Source organism: Streptomyces sp. H39-S7 (assembly GCF_027158205.1).
Taxonomy (GTDB): Bacteria; Actinomycetota; Actinomycetes; order Streptomycetales; family Streptomycetaceae; genus Actinacidiphila.
In genome coordinates, this window is record NZ_JAPVLU010000009.1 from 172,093 (window position 1) to 188,421 (window position 16,329).

The 16,329-nt window shown below is 71.0% G+C and carries 20 protein-coding genes; 13 read left to right on the forward strand and 7 right to left on the reverse strand.

Features of this window, described 5'->3' with window-relative positions:
- Positions 1 to 15: 15 nt before the first annotated feature.
- The 4 genes from O3X23_RS11215 to O3X23_RS11230 all read left to right on the forward strand — a co-directional run bounded on the left by O3X23_RS11215 (position 16) and on the right by O3X23_RS11230 (position 3,475).
- Entirely contained in the window at positions 16 to 666 is a 651-nt protein-coding gene (locus tag O3X23_RS11215) for a TetR/AcrR family transcriptional regulator (RefSeq protein WP_269271136.1), read from the forward strand.
- Positions 667 to 759: 93 nt separating this feature from the next.
- Positions 760 to 1,722, forward strand: coding sequence for a polysaccharide deacetylase family protein (locus O3X23_RS11220; protein WP_269271137.1), 963 nt, complete (start codon positions 760 to 762; stop codon positions 1,720 to 1,722).
- 271 nt (positions 1,723 to 1,993) lie between these two features.
- Positions 1,994 to 2,812 (forward strand): transglycosylase SLT domain-containing protein, encoded by an 819-nt coding sequence (locus O3X23_RS11225; protein ID WP_269271138.1) that lies wholly within the window; start codon positions 1,994 to 1,996, stop codon positions 2,810 to 2,812.
- Positions 2,813 to 2,926: 114 nt separating this feature from the next.
- On the forward strand, positions 2,927 to 3,475 hold the full coding sequence (locus O3X23_RS11230; RefSeq protein WP_269271139.1) for a YciI family protein: 549 nt from the start codon (positions 2,927 to 2,929) through the stop codon (positions 3,473 to 3,475).
- Between the two features lie 30 nt (positions 3,476 to 3,505).
- Here the strand turns inward: O3X23_RS11230 and O3X23_RS11235 are convergent, their stop codons facing one another.
- Both O3X23_RS11235 and map read right to left on the reverse strand, forming a co-directional pair.
- Positions 3,506 to 4,186, reverse strand: a complete 681-nt coding sequence (locus O3X23_RS11235) for a maleylpyruvate isomerase N-terminal domain-containing protein (protein WP_443047824.1) — start codon at positions 4,184 to 4,186, stop codon at positions 3,506 to 3,508.
- A gap of 155 nt (positions 4,187 to 4,341) precedes the next feature.
- Positions 4,342 to 5,109: a type I methionyl aminopeptidase gene (gene map / locus O3X23_RS11240; RefSeq protein ID WP_269271140.1), complete on the reverse strand. Its 768-nt coding sequence runs from the start codon at positions 5,107 to 5,109 to the stop codon at positions 4,342 to 4,344.
- Between the two features lie 62 nt (positions 5,110 to 5,171).
- Between map and O3X23_RS11245 the strand changes: the two genes are divergently transcribed.
- Positions 5,172 to 5,447, forward strand: coding sequence for a helix-turn-helix domain-containing protein (locus tag O3X23_RS11245; RefSeq protein WP_269271141.1), 276 nt, complete (start codon positions 5,172 to 5,174; stop codon positions 5,445 to 5,447).
- Between the two features lie 33 nt (positions 5,448 to 5,480).
- Here the strand turns inward: O3X23_RS11245 and O3X23_RS11250 are convergent, their stop codons facing one another.
- On the reverse strand, positions 5,481 to 6,245 hold the full coding sequence (locus O3X23_RS11250) for a GNAT family N-acetyltransferase (protein ID WP_269271142.1): 765 nt from the start codon (positions 6,243 to 6,245) through the stop codon (positions 5,481 to 5,483).
- Between the two features lie 157 nt (positions 6,246 to 6,402).
- On the opposite strand from O3X23_RS11250, the gene O3X23_RS11255 reads away from it, so the two are divergent.
- The gene (locus tag O3X23_RS11255; RefSeq protein ID WP_269271143.1) at positions 6,403 to 6,792 is read left to right on the forward strand and encodes a TraR/DksA family transcriptional regulator; all 390 of its coding nucleotides are present in this window, start codon (positions 6,403 to 6,405) and stop codon (positions 6,790 to 6,792) included.
- Positions 6,793 to 6,863: 71 nt separating this feature from the next.
- On the opposite strand, the gene O3X23_RS11260 is transcribed toward O3X23_RS11255, so the two are convergent.
- From O3X23_RS11260 to O3X23_RS11270, 3 genes are all read right to left on the reverse strand, one after another.
- The gene (locus O3X23_RS11260; RefSeq protein ID WP_269271144.1) at positions 6,864 to 7,394 is read right to left on the reverse strand and encodes a GNAT family N-acetyltransferase; all 531 of its coding nucleotides are present in this window, start codon (positions 7,392 to 7,394) and stop codon (positions 6,864 to 6,866) included.
- A 154-nt stretch (positions 7,395 to 7,548) separates the two neighbouring features.
- Positions 7,549 to 7,956: a VOC family protein gene (locus O3X23_RS11265; RefSeq protein WP_269271145.1), complete on the reverse strand. Its 408-nt coding sequence runs from the start codon at positions 7,954 to 7,956 to the stop codon at positions 7,549 to 7,551.
- 107 nt (positions 7,957 to 8,063) lie between these two features.
- Positions 8,064 to 8,678 (reverse strand): VOC family protein, encoded by a 615-nt coding sequence (locus O3X23_RS11270; protein WP_269271146.1) that lies wholly within the window; start codon positions 8,676 to 8,678, stop codon positions 8,064 to 8,066.
- Positions 8,679 to 8,845: 167 nt separating this feature from the next.
- On the opposite strand from O3X23_RS11270, the gene O3X23_RS11275 reads away from it, so the two are divergent.
- The 6 genes from O3X23_RS11275 (at position 8,846) to O3X23_RS11300 (ending at position 14,416) form a co-directional block, all read left to right on the forward strand.
- Positions 8,846 to 9,427 carry a DUF6817 domain-containing protein gene (locus O3X23_RS11275; protein ID WP_269271147.1) on the forward strand — a complete coding sequence of 194 codons (582 nt, stop codon included), beginning with the start codon at positions 8,846 to 8,848 and terminating at the stop codon, positions 9,425 to 9,427.
- A gap of 176 nt (positions 9,428 to 9,603) precedes the next feature.
- Positions 9,604 to 10,434 (forward strand): alpha/beta fold hydrolase, encoded by an 831-nt coding sequence (locus O3X23_RS11280; RefSeq protein WP_269271148.1) that lies wholly within the window; start codon positions 9,604 to 9,606, stop codon positions 10,432 to 10,434.
- A gap of 72 nt (positions 10,435 to 10,506) precedes the next feature.
- Positions 10,507 to 11,016, forward strand: coding sequence for an SRPBCC family protein (locus O3X23_RS11285; protein ID WP_269271149.1), 510 nt, complete (start codon positions 10,507 to 10,509; stop codon positions 11,014 to 11,016).
- 292 nt (positions 11,017 to 11,308) lie between these two features.
- Positions 11,309 to 12,397: a saccharopine dehydrogenase gene (locus O3X23_RS11290; RefSeq protein ID WP_269271150.1), complete on the forward strand. Its 1,089-nt coding sequence runs from the start codon at positions 11,309 to 11,311 to the stop codon at positions 12,395 to 12,397.
- Positions 12,387 to 13,592 carry a saccharopine dehydrogenase family protein gene (locus O3X23_RS11295; protein ID WP_269271151.1) on the forward strand — a complete coding sequence of 402 codons (1,206 nt, stop codon included), beginning with the start codon at positions 12,387 to 12,389 and terminating at the stop codon, positions 13,590 to 13,592. Before O3X23_RS11290 ends, O3X23_RS11295 begins: the two co-directional genes overlap by 11 nt.
- Entirely contained in the window at positions 13,589 to 14,416 is an 828-nt protein-coding gene (locus O3X23_RS11300) for a hypothetical protein (RefSeq protein WP_269271152.1), read from the forward strand. The genes O3X23_RS11295 and O3X23_RS11300 overlap by 4 nt, the downstream gene beginning before the upstream one ends.
- Here the strand turns inward: O3X23_RS11300 and qcrB are convergent.
- Positions 14,400 to 15,827, reverse strand: a complete 1,428-nt coding sequence (qcrB, locus tag O3X23_RS11305) for a cytochrome bc1 complex cytochrome b subunit (RefSeq protein WP_269271153.1) — start codon at positions 15,825 to 15,827, stop codon at positions 14,400 to 14,402. The two genes, O3X23_RS11300 and qcrB, sit on opposite strands and share 17 nt — an antisense overlap.
- Positions 15,828 to 16,104: 277 nt before the next feature.
- Between qcrB and O3X23_RS11310 the strand changes: the two genes are divergently transcribed.
- Entirely contained in the window at positions 16,105 to 16,296 is a 192-nt protein-coding gene (locus tag O3X23_RS11310; RefSeq protein WP_269271154.1) for a hypothetical protein, read from the forward strand.
- Positions 16,297 to 16,329 lie beyond the last annotated feature (33 nt).

Here is a 16,329-nt window from a genome sequence, read left to right on the forward strand (position 1 = left end):
TTGCGGAGGTGGAGCATGGCGGTTGGCGTGCGCAAACAGCAGGCGGCGCGGACCGAGGCGGAGCTGAAAGAGGCGGCGGTCCGGGTGTTCGCCCGCCTCGGCTACCTGAACACGAAGATCACCGACATCACCGCCGAAGCGGGTCGGGCGGCCGGCTCCTTCTACACCCACTTCGCCAACAAGGAGTCGTTGCTCGAGGCCCTGCTGGCCGACCTGCTGGCCCAGGCGGACACCTCCGTGGTGGCATCCGGACACAGCGACGACTTCCGGGACCGGGAGGCGGTCCGCTGGCACGTGGCCACCTACTGGGACTTCTACCGGCGCTACCGGACGACCGTGGTGGCGCTGCAACAGGCGGCCACCGTCGACGAGTCGTTCGCGCGGCGCAGCCGGGAGTTGATGGACCCGGATCTCCAGCACATCGCCGACCACCTCAGGAATCTGGACCTGCCGGGCGATCCGCTGGTGGTGGCGTCGATGTTCACCACGCTGTTGTCGACCTGCGCCGACCTCTGGCTCTCCGGGCGCGGCCCGCAGTTCGGCCGACAGCTGTCCGACGACGAGGCGATCGAGACGCTGACCTCGTTCCTCTACGCCGGCATCGGCGGAACCGGCGCAACCGGCGCAACCGGCGCAACCGGCGCAACCGGCGGCGGGAAGTCGTGATCCGCCAGCCGGGTTCCGGCTTGGGGGCCTCTCGATCGCGGCAGCCGCCAAAACCCCGTGCGCGGCGCGGTGCCCTGGCCACACACTGCGAGCATGGACGCACCGGGCCGCAGCCCCTCATCCGACCGACCTTCCGTTCAGTCGAGTGAGTCACTCGGGTTCGCCCCTGATGCCCGACTGCTGATCGTCAACTGCGACGACTTCGGAATGCACCCATCGATCAACACCGCGGTGATCGAGTCGATCGAACAGGGGATCGCCAGCTCCTGCAGCCTCATGACCCTTTGCTCCTCGGCCCCGCAGGCCATGCGTCTCCTCGAACAACGACCCGACATCCCGTTCGGCATCCACCTCACCATGGTCTGCGAGACGACCCACGCCCGGTGGGGACCGATGAGCGCCAAGGAGAAGGTGCCCTCCCTGCTGAACGACGAGGGGGAGCTGTTCGCACCCACGCCCGCCGGACGCGCCGCGCTGCTCGACCGAGCCCGGATCGACGAGGTCGAGCGCGAGTTCCGCGCACAGATCGATGCCGTGGGCGACGCGGGACTCACGCCGACCCACCTGGACTTCCACTGCCTGGCCGACGGAGGCCGTGACGACATCCTCGACCTGACCGTGGACCTGGCGGCCGAGTACGGCCTGGCAGTGCGGGTCTGGCTCCCACCGGGGCTACGGCGAGTACGGCACCGCGGGCTGCCGGTCATCGACAACGGCTTCCTGGACAGCTTCTCCCTGAGCATCGGGGGAAAGGCCGCCCGGTACGAGCAGCTGCTGCGCGACCTGCCGGCCGGCCTCAATGAGTGGGCGGTGCATCCCGGCACAAGCGGTCGCCGGCCCCACGTCGTGGACCATGACCAGCTCGTACGGGGAACCGACTACGCGTTCCTGATGTCGTCCCGGGCCCATGACGTTCTACGCCACGAGGGAATCGTGGTGATCGACTACAGGGTGGTCCAGCGGATCTGGTCCGACACCACGGTTCAGTGGCCCCCCAGGACCGCCGGTCGACTCCGACCGTCCGCTCCACCCCTGGGGCCACAGGTCAAAACGTAGGAAATCGCCCAACTCGCTGTGAGCCTCGTCATATGACGCACGCCACATACGACTCGGGGTAGTGGTTGATTCATCCGGCACACCCGGAGCAGCCCCGCGGCAGAGAGTTGCCGTCCCAGCAGCCACGATGGCGGTTAGTAGAGACGCTGGTTGCCGAGTTGTTTTGCGTGGCGCTAAACATCTCCCCCACCCGAAGAGCGCGCCCGCAGAACGTTTGTCCCGTTTCTGCCAGGTGAGACGCGCTCGCACACCCGGAGAGATGGGGTCAGTCATGGGCAAGCACGCCCGGAAACGACCGAATCGGACGCGCATCGCCGTCGTTGCCACCGCGTCGGCAGCCGCGGTGACGGCGACCATCGCTTGCACCGTTCTGCCAGGAACCCCGGAAGCCGACACGCAGAACGCCTCGGCGGCGTCGGACGCCGCGCTCGGGAGCGACCTGGTGCCCGCGAACCACGTCATGTCCCAGCAGGTGGCCATCGCCCGCCAGAACGTGCAGACGGCCGAGGACGAGGCCCGCTCGAAGGCCCGGGCGGCCGCCCGGTCGCAGGCCGAGGGCCGCGCGAAGGCGGAGGCCACAAGAAAGGCCGAGGCCATCAGGAAGGCCGAGGCCGCCAGAAAGGCCGAGGCCCGGTCCAAGATCGAGGCCCGCCAGCGCGCCGAGGAGGCGGCGCAGCGCGCCGCCCGCTCGCAGCCGACGCGGACACCCGCCAGTGCCACGCCCTCCGCCAGCGCGTCCGCGTCCGCCACACCCTCGGCCGGCACCTACAGCGACGACCTCGACGGCTGGATCAAGGAAGCGCTGGCCGTCATGACCGCCCACAACATCCCGGGCACCTACGACGGCATCTACCGCAACATCATCCGTGAGTCGTCGGGCAACCCGCAGGCCATCAACCTGACGGACTCCAACGCCGCCGCCGGCATCCCGTCCAAGGGCCTGCTGCAGGTCATCGACCCGACGTTCCAGCAGTACCACGTCGAGGGCACCTCGATGGACATCTACGACCCGGTCGCCAACATCACCGCCGCGTGCAACTACGCGGCCGCGAACTACGGCTCCATCGACAACGTCGACTCGGCCTACTGAGTCGGTCGCACGAGCGGATCACGGCGGCGGGCGCGGGACGGTCCAGCGCTCGTCTTCGCCGAGGCCTCGTCGCAATTCACTCGACCGGTCGGCTCCTGGACGAGACCCTGGGGCATGGAGTTCTTCTGCTACCACCGCGACCGGCCCGGCTCCGTAGCACTGCGTGACGATCTGTTGGAAGAGCACTGGTCCTATATGGATCTGTACGCGAAGGAGTTGATCGCCCGGGGTCCGACCCTCGCCGACGACGGTGACACGCCCACCGGCAGCATGCACATCGTCGACCTGCCCGGCCCCGCCGCCGCGCGCGCGTTCGCCTTCGACGAGCCCGGCTACCAAGCAGGCGTCTATCGGGATGTGTTGGTGCGACGGTGGCGCAACACCCTGGGTCGCACCATGTGGGACTTCCCCGGCGGCCGGATCGGTGGCAGCCGGTACCTGGTGCTCGGGCTCGGCACGGGGCCCGCCGCGGACCTTGCGGTGCCGAGGGAGCTGGACGAACTCATCGCCTACGGACCCTTGTTGTCCGACGACGGCGACACCTGGCTGGGAACGGCGGCGCTGGTCCGGGCACCGGACCCGGACACGGCTCGCACGCTCCTGACCGCGGATCGGTACGCCGACATCGAGGTGCACAACTGGCAGTTCGGCGGGCGGTCATGATGTCACCCCGGGGGACTCACGGCCGGTTGTTCAGCCGAGGACGAGCGGCAGGCTCTCGACCAGAGAACCCAGTTCGGCCTTCTCCACGTCGGTCGCGGCGCGCCGGCCGGTGCCGACCAGCAGGACGTCCGTGTCGCTGAACGACGCGGGGAACGCCGCACCGGCGATCTGTTCCAGCAACTCGCGGGACCCGGCGAGCCCCTCGGCGGGCGGTGGCGCCGCGTCAGGGAGGTACGCCACCAGGTCGAGGTGGTGCAGCGTCCACTCCAGGACGTAGGCGGAGAGGTAGTCGCCCGCGGTGAGGACCTGGCCCTGCGTCGCGACCCGCAGCCCCGGGTCGACCAGTTCGGCGGCACGGCCGGCGGCGGAGCCGACGTCGTCGAGATGGAACGTGAGCAGCCCGGGCTCCCCGTACGCGGCCGCGAGCCTGACGGTCAGCGCGTCGAGCGGGTCAGCGCCCGTGGGCGGTGTCGTGGCGACGGTCCAGTAGGTCGCCGCGTCACGGGTCGGCTCCGTTGCGGCAGGGGTCACGAGGGTGATCAGGACGTCCTGGGCATCGATGACCAGATGGCACACCAGGTCCCGCACCAGCCAGCACCGACCGTCTGCACCTGCTCGCGCAGGACCGCCGCCCCGGTGCGGCTCGGTCGATCCCGACTCCCCCGCGTCCGGGATCGTCGGCCGCAGGCTCGCAGCCCTGGCGGCCGAGATCGAGAGGCTGGCGCGACTGCGCGAGAACCTCGCGCGGCGGGCTTCGGGAGCCGAGTGACCGCGAAGGTCTCCTGAACCGGACCGAACCCGAACCGAACTCGAACCTGAACCGAAGCGAGTCAGGTCCGGAGTGCGTGCGACCGGCCATCGAGAGGTCAGGGCAGGGTGAGGACGCGGGGGCCGTCCTGGGTGACGGCCATGGTGTGTTCGATATGCGCGGCGCGGCTGCCGTCGATCGTGCGCAGCGTCCATCCGTCGGGGTCGGTGTAGTAGTCGTTGCGTCCCCCGGCCATGAACATGGGTTCGAGGGCGAGAGCCAGGCCGTGGCGCAGCGGGAAGCCGCGGCCGGGTCGGCCGTGGTTGGGGACGTGGGGGTCCTCGTGCATCTGGCGGCCGATGCCATGGCCGCCGAAGTCGGCCGGCATGCCGCAGTCGGCTTTGCGGGCGACCGTGCTGATGGCGTGGGAGATGTCGCCGATGCGGTGCCCGGTGGTGGCGGCGGCGATGCCGGCGTCCAGGGCCTGCTGAGTGGCGGCGATGAGGTCGAGGTCGGCGGGGCGGGGGGTGCCGACGGTGAAGCTGATCGCGGCGTCGCCGGTCCAGCCGTCGAGTTCGGCGCCGCAGTCGATGCTCACCAGGTCGCCGTCGCGCAGGCGGTAGTCGCCGGGGATGCCGTGCGCGACGGCGTCGTTGACGGACGCGCAGATCACGGCGGGGAAAGGAGTGGGGGCGAAGGAGGGCTGGTAGCCCAGGAACGGAGAACGTGCTCCGGCCTTGGTCAGGACGGTGCGGGCGGCTTCGTCGAGCTCGCACAGGCGGACTCCCACGGCTGCGGCCGCCCGGGTGGCCGCGAGTGCGTGGGCCACGACGCGCCCGGCTTCTCGCATCGTGTCCAGTGCCGTGTCGGTCTTGATCTCCACCATGTGCCGTGTCTCCCTGCGATGCGCCGTTGTCCAATACTTATACCGGTATTAGTATCACGGGCATGGTGAGAGTTCCTTTGAGTCCGGAAGAGCGGCAACGTGGAGAGCGCTTCGGCGCCCTGCTCCGCCAGGCCCGCGGCGATCGCAGCATGGTGGACGTGGCCGCGGCGGCCGGAGTGTCCGCGGAGACGCTGCGCAAGATCGAGACGGGCCGGGCCCCGACCCCGGCGTTCTTCACCGTGGCGGCCCTGGCCCACGCGCTCGATGTGTCGCTGGACCACCTGGTCACGGTCTGCGCAGAGGGTGCCGATGACGGTGGCCAGGCCCTTTCGGCGTGAGCATCAGGGACCGGCCTTCCACCGGTCCGCCCCTCAGGCGCGTTCGAAGCAGTGCGAGTGCCCGATGGGCGTAAAGCCGTGGCGCTCGTACCAGTGACGCGGCCAGTCCCCCGAATCGGCGATCAGGAACCGCGTACCGCAGTCCGCGTCGCCGGCCCGGCTCAGGGCGGTGGCCAGCACCGCGTTCGCGTAACCGCGTCCGAGGTGTCGCTCCGACGTGACCAGATCCTCGATCTGGGCGATGCCCGCTGCCGGATCCAGATAGAGGTCGGCCCAGGAGGCGACCTCGCCGTCCTCCGCACGGGCACCGATGAACTGCACGACGTCGGCGCCACGGCGGCGGGTGTCGCGCCGGTCGACGAGGTGGCGGATGACCTCGTCGTTCACATCCGGCAGGAAGTTGTGCCAGCGCCGGGTGAGCGGCACGCGCAGCGTGTCGAGGTCCACTTCCTCCGCACCGCCGGCGACCGGCAGCGGGCCCGTGTGCAGCATGATCAGATCAGCGGAGTGGCTGTATCCCGCCCGGATCAGCGGCTCGGCGCAGACTGTCCCGAACTCGTCGTCGAAAACGGCGATCATGCGGTGCGACAGATGCCCCAACGCCTCGTCCGCGAGCGCGGGCAGCGTCTCGGGGTCGACCGACGTCTGGTCGATGACGACGAAGTTGTTCCCGCGAGAGTGCGCGAAGGTGTCGTCGAGTGCGGCGAATCCGCCCGGGAGGACGACAGTGCGCGCGGCCTGGCGCCGGGCGAAGGCAGACAGGAAAGCGCGGATCCGCTGCAGTTCTGGGCTTGCCATGAGGCGCAGCCTACGCAGCCGTGGTCCTGGTGCGCCTCCGATTTTCTCCCAGGCGCGTCAAGGTTCCAGGATGCGCGGACCGATAGGAACGCGCAGCCGATCCGGGGCCACCTTTTCGCCGGGGAATGGGCGCCCGCGGTGTGCCGTTCTCCTTTACGTGACCGATTCGCCCCCCGATGCCGCCTCTCCCCCGATCGAGCACGAGTCCGTTCGCGAACGGCTCGCGGTCGAGCGCGGCGACACGAACGGGCGGATCGCGGCGCTGAGCCGGGATTTCGACGGGATCGTCGCTGCGAACGCTCTCGTGGCGGTCGATGACGAGCACGATCCGGAGGGGGCGAGCACCGCCTTCGAGCGGGCCCACGTCGCCGCGCTGCTCGCGCAGACCCGTGAACACCTCGCCGACCTGGACCGGGCACTGGCACGGTTGGAGCGGGGTGACTACGGACGGTGCGAGCAGTGCGGCGCGCCGATTCCCGTGGAGCGTCTGGAAGTGCGCCCTGCGGCGAGCACTTGCGTCCACTGCGCGGCGACTCGCCACCGCTGACGGGAAGGTCCGTCCCGCCCCCGGTGTCCGGCCCGCCGGACGGCTTGTCGGCGGCGTTCGCGCGCGTGCCGTCAGCCGACCCGTCGGGACAGCACCTGGCCCGGCCACTCCTGGGACAGGAAACGCTCGGTGGGTGCGAAGTTGTTGCGCTCGTAGAAGGCGACGAGTTCGCCGCCGCCCCCCGCCCAGCAGTCGACCCGCAGCAGCTGCACCCCGGCCCGCCGGGTCTCCTCGGCGGCGCGCTCCAACAGTCGCGCGCCGATCCCGCGTCCGGCGTACCGGCGGTCGGAGACCAGGAGCCGCACATACCGCTCGGGTTCGCCGGCCGGCGCGATCGGCATCTGCGGGCTGGGGCCCGAGTCCAGCACCAGCGCTCCGACCGGTCTCCCGTCCAACTCCGCGATGTACGGGACGTTCTGAGTCCTGTACCGCTCGACCCGCGCCACCCCGCCCGGCTTCTGCGAATAGGGCGTCGTGCCCCACTGCTGGGTGTTGCCGCGAGCGTTCATCCAGACCACTGCCGCGTCGAGCATGTCCAGAATGGCCGGTGCGTCGGCCAGGCTGCCCGGCCTGATCTGTATCCCCTGCGTGCTGTCGTTCACGGCGAGAGTTTAAGCGCCATCGGGCCGCGGGCCGTCGTGAGCGGTCCGCCGAGCGCGGTGCCGAGCGGCCATGCGGTAAGCAGCTCCGCGCCGTGGGGGACGCGACGGCGCGGCACCGGGGGCATGTCCCGACAACGAGCGGGTCGATCTCGTCTCAGCGGATCTCGTTGATGCGGATCAGGTTGCCCGCGGGATCGCGGACGGCGCAGTCGCGAACGCCGTACGGCTGCTCGGTCGGCTCCTGGACGACCTCGGCCCCGGCCTGCAGCCGCTCGAACGTGGCGTCGAGGTCGGTGGTGGCCAGGATGATGATGGCGTACGTGCCCTTGGCCATCATTTCCGTGATGGTGCGGCGCTCGTCGTCGGTGATGCCCGGGTCGGCGGCCGGCGGGTGCAGGACGATGGACAGTCCCGGCTGGTCGGCGGGCCCGACCGTGATCCAGCGCAGCCCGCCGTAGCCGACGTCGTCGCGTACCTCGAAGCCCAGCAGGTCGCGGTAGAACGCCAGGGCGGAGTCCGGGTCGTCGTGTGGGAGGAAGGTCGAGCGAAGGGTGAGGTCCATGCCGTGAACGCTAGTTGCGGCCCGGTGCCCGGTGCTTCTCGATTCCTGATCGGTCCGCACCACCGGTCGCGACCGCACCCGGCGCGATCGCTCGCCGCCCGCCCGGCTCACTCCGACGCGTTCTCCCATACGAACCCGTCCGGGTCGGTGAAGGAGCCGCCACCGGTGCCGATCGAGATCCGGTGCGAGCCGGTGCCGTCGGCCGGGACGCCGGCGTCCTTGGCGAGGGCCCGGCGCCCGTACAGCCCCAGCTTGACGGGACTCGACGGCGTGGCGAACTCGACGTACATGCGGGGAATGCTCTTCGCCACGGCCAGGCCCCGGTCCACGTAGAACCGCTTGCTCGCGGCCAGGTCCGCGACCCCGAGCAGGAGCACGATGTCGTCGATCTCGCGGGTGGCCGGTCCGGAGTCCTTCTTCGCCGAGGTCGCGACCTTCCAGATCGTCCCGTCGGGGGCTCGAACGACGCCGCCGTGGCCCCACAGCGACTTCGTGACGGGCTTCAGCGGTGTGGCACCGGCGTCGATCGCGGAGTCGATGAGGCTGTTGACGGTGGACGGCTGGGAGACGGTGAGCGACAGGGTGAACCCGCGGAAGCCGTCCGTGGGCACCTCCGAGGCCCGCAGGCGCACCTGCTTGTCCAGGCCGAAGGCGGCGGCGTAGAAGTCGGCGGCGGCCGCGGGGTCGGCCACGTCCAGGGTGATGGATTCGATGGAAGTCATAGCTTCACGCTAGGTGTGGCCGGGTGGCCGGCGCTTCTCGATTCCTGATCGGTTCACGGGACCGCCGGGGGATCACGGGCACACCGGAGGATTGACTTGCCCCTTGGGGCGGACGACGATTCCTTCCGGGGTCGGGGCGGGCGGCGACCGGCCGAAGGGAGCTGTCGATGGACGAGGCGGCAGCAGGGCCGACCGGACACGGCCAGGCGCGGTACGACAGCGCCGCAGCCGATGCCGTCGCCTTCATGCGCACGCTGGGTGCGGAGGATATGGAGCATCCCGGGGGGACGCTCCCGCAGCACCTCCAACGGGTGAGCCGGCTGCTGGCGGCATGGGGCGCCCGGCCGGATCTGCGACTGGCCGGCCTGTGCCACGCCTTCTACGGCACCGACGGGTTCGCGCCGTCGTTGCTCCCGCTGGAGGCCCGCGGCGAGCTGGTCCGTCGCATCGGAGCGGACGCTGAGGAGATCGTGTACGTCTACGCCAGCTGCGACAGGAAGGTCTCCTACCGCGAACCGGCAAGCGAGAGCGGGACGTTCCGCGACAGGTTCACCGGGCGCACGTACTCCCCCGGCCCGCGCCAACGCCGGGACTTCGCCGAGCTGACAGCGGCGAACGAACTGGACCTGGCCGGCACCGACCCGGCCTTCCGTGAGGAATGGGGAGACGGCCTGCTCAAGCTGCTCACCCGGCTGCGGCCCCTCCTGAGCGACCACGCATGGGAACACACCCAAAAAATCCTGACCTGACGCCCCCGCCACCGCAGGCGTGTCGAGGCCGGTCTCCGCCGGGGCCCGGGGCGCTTCCGGGTGGTCGTCGCTGAGCGGCTGCCGGCGTTGGTCGGTAGGGTCGGAAGTGATCGCCGCTCGCTTCTCCCGCCCGGCTCATGAGCCGCGGCAGCCGAGCGGAGGGAGGCAGGCCGCCCATGACTGTGATCTCCCTGAAGTCCGCCCTGGTGCGGAAGGGCGTCACGCTGCCCTATGCCGAGGCGGGCTATCCCAACGGCACGCCGGTGGTCTTCGTGCACGGGCTCGGCGACTCCTGGTGGTCCTTCGAGCAGCTGCTGCAACGGCTCCCGGCGTCCCTGCACGGTTATGCGCCCTCCCAGCGTGGCCACGGCGACGCCGACCGTCCCCCCGACGGCTACACGCCCGAGGATTTCGCTTCCGACCTGGTGGCCTTCCTCGACGTCGCAGGCATCGAGCGCGGTCTTCTCGTCGGGTCCTCGACCGGCGGTGTGGCCGCCCGGATCGTCGCGGGCAGCCATCCCGACCGGATCTCCGGGCTGGTCCTGGTAGGCGTCCCGGCCACGCTCGCGGACAAACCCGCGGCGGCCGCTCTGAGCGAGACCGTCCAGGGCCTGTCGGACCCGGTTCCCCGTGCGGTCGTGGAGAGCCTCATGGCTGGTGTCACGGGCCGCCCGGTTGCGCCAGGGCTCATCAAGACCATGACCGACGAGAGGCTCAAGCTTCCCGCCCGCGTCTGGCAGGGGACCCTGCGCGGGCTGCTCGAAGCCGATCTCGGCGCGACCCTCGCGGGCATCCTGGTGCCGACACTCGTCATCTGGGGCGACCAGGACGACCTCCTGCCGCGCGACGACCAGCAGGCCATCCTGGACGCCATCCACGGCTCGCGCCTGCTCACCTACGAAGGGGCCGGGCACGCCGTCCACTGGGAGCAGCCCGAACGCGTCGTCGCCGACATCGCCGCGTTCGCCACCCAGATCGCACGCCGCGCCACTTCTGGCGGGCGGTGAAGGGGGCGTCCAGGGCCTGGTGACACCGTCGCTACTGACGAGTAGGGTCAGGGGCCGACGAATGGAGCTCCCATGACCCGCACGTTCACCGTGTCCCGCAGCATCCTGATCGAGGCCGCCGCGTCGACCGTGTACGAACAGGTCAGCCGGCCCGCGCAGATGGGGCGCTGGAGCCCCGAGAACCTCGGTGCGACCCTTCCCTGCGAGGACGAGTGTGCCCCCGTCGGCCTCGTCTTCAACGGCCACAACAAGCGCGGTCCGTTCCGCTGGACCACCCGCTGCACCGTGACCGCCTCCGATCCCGGTCGCCGGTTCGCCTTCCGCGTCCACGCGATAGGGCTGCGCCGTCCCCGCCTGTCCGCTCCCATCGCCTCCTGGGAGTACCGGCTGGAGGAAACCGGCACCGGCACCACGGTGACGGAGACCTGGACGGACGACCGCCGCTCGTGGCCCGCCTTCGTGGCCAACACCTTCGACCGCCTCGCCACGGGCGGCCACACCTTCGCCGTGTTCCAGGTCCGCAACATCGAGACCACGCTGCGCAATCTGAAGCGCGAGCTGGAGACCTCGATCTCCGCCTGACCCGCCCCCCGCCCCGGACCGGTCGCGCGACCGCGGCGCGAGCGTCCCGCGAGGGGTATCCGACGCGCAGAGCCCAGGATGGTGACCGGGGTCCGGCAGGTCCCTGCCGCCCGGACACCGACTTTGGTGCGCCACCGCTCCCCCACAGCGTCGCGCTTCCGTGTCACCGTTCCTGTATGCAGCCCTTACGCGCCCTCACCGAGCCCACCGCGCCCGCTCTCCGAGACTCCCCGCACCCCGGGGCGACCCCGGCACCCGCTGGATCCACCGCGAGAGAGGAAGAAGCCTCCTGATGTCCGACACAGCGCATCTGTGGATGCGGCAGGAGTTCCGGTCCGGTGAACGGCGGGCACCGATCGTTCCCGAGGACGCCGCGCGGCTGGTGGACAGCGGAGTGCGGTTCACCGTGGAGGAATCCACCCAGCGTGTGTTCCCTCTCCAGCAGTACGCGGACGCGGGATGCCGGATCGAGGCTGCCGGCAGCTGGCAGCGCGCCCCGAAGGACACCTACGTCATCGGGTTGAAGGAACTTCCGGCCCAGCCACCGACGTTGCGGCACCGGCACATCTATTTCGGCCACGCGTACAAGGGCCAGCACGACGCTCCCGCGCTGCTGGAGCGATTCTCGGCAGGTGGCGGGACGCTGCTGGATCTGGAGTACCTCGTCGACGAGGACGGCCGCCGGCTGGCCGCGTTCGGCTACTGGGCGGGATACGTCGGCGCGGCCCTCGCCGTGCTCAACGCGACCGGACGGCTGGTCCGGCCACTCGTACCACTCGCCCGGGACGACCTGGACGCCGCTCTGCGCGCCACGCCGACGCGGCGGGAGGCGGACGGACAGCCCCTGCGCGCCCTGGTGATCGGCGCGTTGGGCCGCTGCGGCCAGGGCGCCTGCGACGCGTTGGAGGCGGCGGGTCTGTCACCGACGCGGTGGGATCTGGCGGAGACCGCCGACCTCGACCGTCCGGCGCTGCTCGCGCACGACGTGCTGATCAACACCGTCCTGACGACGCGACCGCTGCCGCCCTTCCTGACCCCCGCCGACCTGGACGATCAGGCGCGCCGGCTGTCGACGATCTGTGATGTCACCTGCGATGTGACCTCGGAGTGCAACCTCCTGCCGATCTACGACGAGATCACCGACTGGGACCGGCCGGTCCGCCGACTGCGCGACGGGGAGCGGCCGGTGGAGATGATCGCCATCGACAACCTGCCCTCGCTGTTGCCCGAGGAGGCCAGCCGCGCCTTCTCGGCCGACCTGCTGCCGCAGCTTCTGCGCCTGACGTCGCAGGGCGACGACGCACCGGCGTGGGCCCGCTGTCAGGACACCTTCGACACGGCGGTCCGCGCCGCGAGCAAGGAGACCGATCATGCGCGATGAGACGACTTCCGCCCCGCCCGCGCCTCCCATACCCGCGAGCGGCACGGTGCACTGGGTCGGCACCGGCCTGTCGACCGGCGCCGCCGGGCTCGGCCTGCTGTTCGACTGGGCCGAACGGGTCCTGCTGTGGGGCCGCAGCACGGAGCGCGCCGCCGGACTGCTGGCACGGCTGGAGCTGACCGGCCGGGCCGGTGTGCGGGCGCTGGAGGACGGGGCGCTCGCCGCCGAAGTACGCGCGGGCGATGTCGTGGTGTCCATGCTGCCCGCCACCGAACACGCGGGTCTGCTGCGGCTGTGCGCCGAACGCGGCGCGCACTTCGCCTGCTCCAGCTACGTTGCCGAGCCGCTCGCGGAACTGGCCGCCGACGCCGCGTCCACCGGTGTCGTCGTGCTGACCGAGGCGGGCCTCGACCCCGGCCTCGACCACCTCCTGGCCCACCGGCTGATCCAGCGCGCCAGGGAAGCCGTCGGGGACCGCGCCGGATCGGTCCGCTTCACGTCGTTCTGCGGCGGCCTGCCCGCGGTGCCGAACGACTTCCGCTACCGCTTCAGTTGGGCGCCCTACGGCGTCCTCGCCGCCCTCACCTCGCCCTCGCGGTACATCGACGAGGACGTGGAGCGCACCAGCGTCCACCCGTGGGAGGCGACCCGGCCGCACCGCCTCGACGGTGAGGAGTTCGAGGTCTATCCCAACCGCGACAGCCTGCCGTTCATCGCGCAGTACCGGGTGCCGGACGGTTGGCACTTGACGTCCTTCGTCCGGGGCACGCTGCGCAACGCGGGCTGGAGCACCGCCTGGAAGCCGGTCTTCGAGACCGTACGCACCGGCGACGAGGCCAGGATCCGGGCGCTGGCCCAGGATCTGGCCGAGCGCTACCCGACGACCGACGCCGACCGGGACCGCGTCGTGCTGTCCGTCGCGCTGGACGTGCGGGGCGCGGACGGAACGGACTGGCAGGGCTCGTACGTGCTGGATCTGACCGGCGACGGCACCCACAGCGCGATGGCCCGCTGCGTCTCCCTGCCGCTCGCCTTCGGCGTCACCCGCATCCTGGACGGCGGGCTGCCCGCCGGCCTCAACCGCGCGGCGGAGAGCCCCGGGGAGGTCGACCGCTGGCTGCGGTTCCTGGACGACAACGGCGTACGGTCCACGTTCCAGGAGACGGTCGGCACCGGCCCCACCGCGCCGGCATGAGCGCGGATCCGCCACCGATGGGGGACCTGCTGCGCCTGTACGCCATCGCCCCGCACCTGGGGGCGGACGAACTGCGGCGCGGCGTGTGCCGCGTCCTGACGGGCGACGACCCTCGGCCGGGGCCGTGGCCGTGGCCCGAGGGGCGGCACGGGCAGGTGCTGCGGCACGCGGGCGTCACGGCCGAGGTGGCCGGGTCCTGGGACGGGCCGCAGCTGTGGCTGCGCGTCGCGCACGACTCGCAGCACGCCTCCCGGGCCGCGGAACTGCTCGCGGACATAGCCGCGTCGGCCGGGGAGACGGCGCGTCATCCCCGCCCACGCCCCGCCGCCCGGCACGATCGGCGCGACGGGAACGACGCGCCGGGGAACCGGAGCACCCCGGGATACCGCGCCTGGCGGGCCATGATGCGCCGGTGGGACGTCCCCGGCACCGGGCGGGCGGAGATCGCCGTCCCCGGCCGGCTGGATCCCGTCGATCCCACGGATCACGACATACCCTCGGAGGCTCCCCAAGGAGTCGACGGCGTAGCGCCGTTGACCTTCGTCTTCGATCACACGCCGGCACGGCAGCCGCCTCCGGGGTGGTTGCTGCGCTCCTGGTTCTTCCCGGCCGCCGGCAGGTTCCACTGTTCGTGGGAGGCGTCGGGCCGGTTGCGGGTCAGGACGCCCCGCACCGCGGACCGCCCGCAGGCGGTGGCGCTGCTGTCGGTCTGGCGGGCGGTGACCGCCGAACTGGACGTGCGCCCCGACCTGCCGCCCGATGCCCTGAACATTCCGCCCCGCGCCTTCGTCCTCGCCGCGCGGGACGTCAGCCCGTCGGCGTGATCCCCGGGCGGGTGCCGCTGGAGCCGGATGGTTCGAGGGACGCGGGCCTCCGCCCGTCCCGGACGGGTTCGGTGATCTCGATGTAGCCACCCTCCGGGGTCCTGACGATCCGCCCGGTCTCGCGCCCGTGTGCGGCCTCGTGGCTCGCCCGTTCCAGCAGTCCGAGGCAGAACCAGCGGGTGAGGACGAACGCGAATACCGGTCCGGCCAGAACGGCCGCCCGCAAGAAGTCGGTGACGTCGTTCACGGACAGGTGGAAGCGGACGGCGATCTGGTCGTTGGCAGCGGCAGCCCACAGAAGCCCGTAGAAAGCCAGGGCCCCCGCCCCGACGCCCGTGCGGGTCGCCGCGTCGCGTGGGCGATCCAGCTCGTGATGCGGCTCCCTGTCGCCGGTCAGACGGCGTTCGATCAGGGGGTACGCCGCCAGGAACGTGAAGAACGCGCCGGGGATGATGAGCGCGGGAACCAGCACGGCGACGGTGAGCGTACGGCCGGCCACCTCGAACTCCCAGCCCGGCATGAGTCGCACCGCGCCGTCCAGGAACCCCATGTACCAGTCGGGAACCGCCCCTGCCGTGATCTCACCGGGACGGTAGGGGCCGAGCAGCCAGACCGGGTTGATCTGGGCGAACGCGCCGAGCAGCACCAGCACCCCGCACGTTCCGAAGAACAACGCCGGCCCGGCGGCCACCGGGAGCGACCGCAACCAGTGCGGACCGCGGGTGGCCGCTGCCGGCAGGCGGGGGCGGCCGTGCCGCCGCACGAGCCTGTGCCGCAGGACGAACAGGCCGATGATCGCGACGGGCAGCACCACCGTGTGCAGCCAGTAGAAGCGCGGGACGATCGCCTCACCCGGGAAGTCGCCGTCGAACAGCCAGAACGTCAGGCGGGTTCCGACCAGCGGGATCGACTGGAGCACGCCTTGGATGAGCGCGAGGCTGCCGCCGGACAGCATGTCGTCCGGCAGGATCGTGCCGGTCAGCCCGGCCGCCATACCCAGCACGAGCAGCAGGACCCAGATCGACCACAGCGGCAGGCGAGGCCTGCGGAACGCTCCGGTGAAGAACATCCGGACCAGCTTGAGGCAGATCGCGGCGACGAAGATCAATGTGGCCCAGTGGTGCACCTGCCGCAGCAGAAGACCGCCGCGCACCTCGAGACTGAGGCGGACCGTCGACGCGTAGGCCTCGCTCACGACCACCCCCTTGAGCGGGCGGTAGGGGCCCTCGTAGGCGCTGCGCGCCATGTCCGGCCGGTAGAACACCGCCAGGAGGATGCCGGTGACGACGAGTACCACGAGCGCGTGGGCGGCGATCTGTCCGAACAGCGCCGACCAGGGGTCCGCAGGTGCGCGCCGTGACCACCGCCGCGCCGGCCCGGCCGGGGAGAGTGCCGCGAGCAACCTCTTCATGTGTGTCCTCCAGCTGCCTCAGTAGCTCTGCTGCTAAGACACCGGGGGACGAGGGAATGTGACATCACGGGCGTGCGGGCTGTCCCTGGTTGCCCACGGAAGGCGTGAAGGACCCGGCCGCGCCCCGACATATCGAACGGATCAGCGCGTGGGAGCTCCGGACATCCCGTCCTGGCGTCCCTTATGGGCAGATTCGTTCATGATCTGGAACACAACGTGGGCGTTTGTGGGGGCACGGCCTGACAGAGCACGGGAGCCGCGGGCAGGATCGGACGTTATGAGCAACTCTGAGACGGCCGGTCATCCACCGATCTACGAACGTCTGATCCATGAGCGCGGGGACGCGCCGGCGGAGGCGCGTCAGGCGGCCCAGCAGGTGCAGCGCCGGGCAAACGAGGCACTGGACTGGAGCGACCTTCGGGCCTCGCAGAAGAAACGGGAAGAAGGCTTCTTCTCCGCCTTCGACTGAGCGGGACGGGCGGGCGGTGGGGGCGCGGGCCGG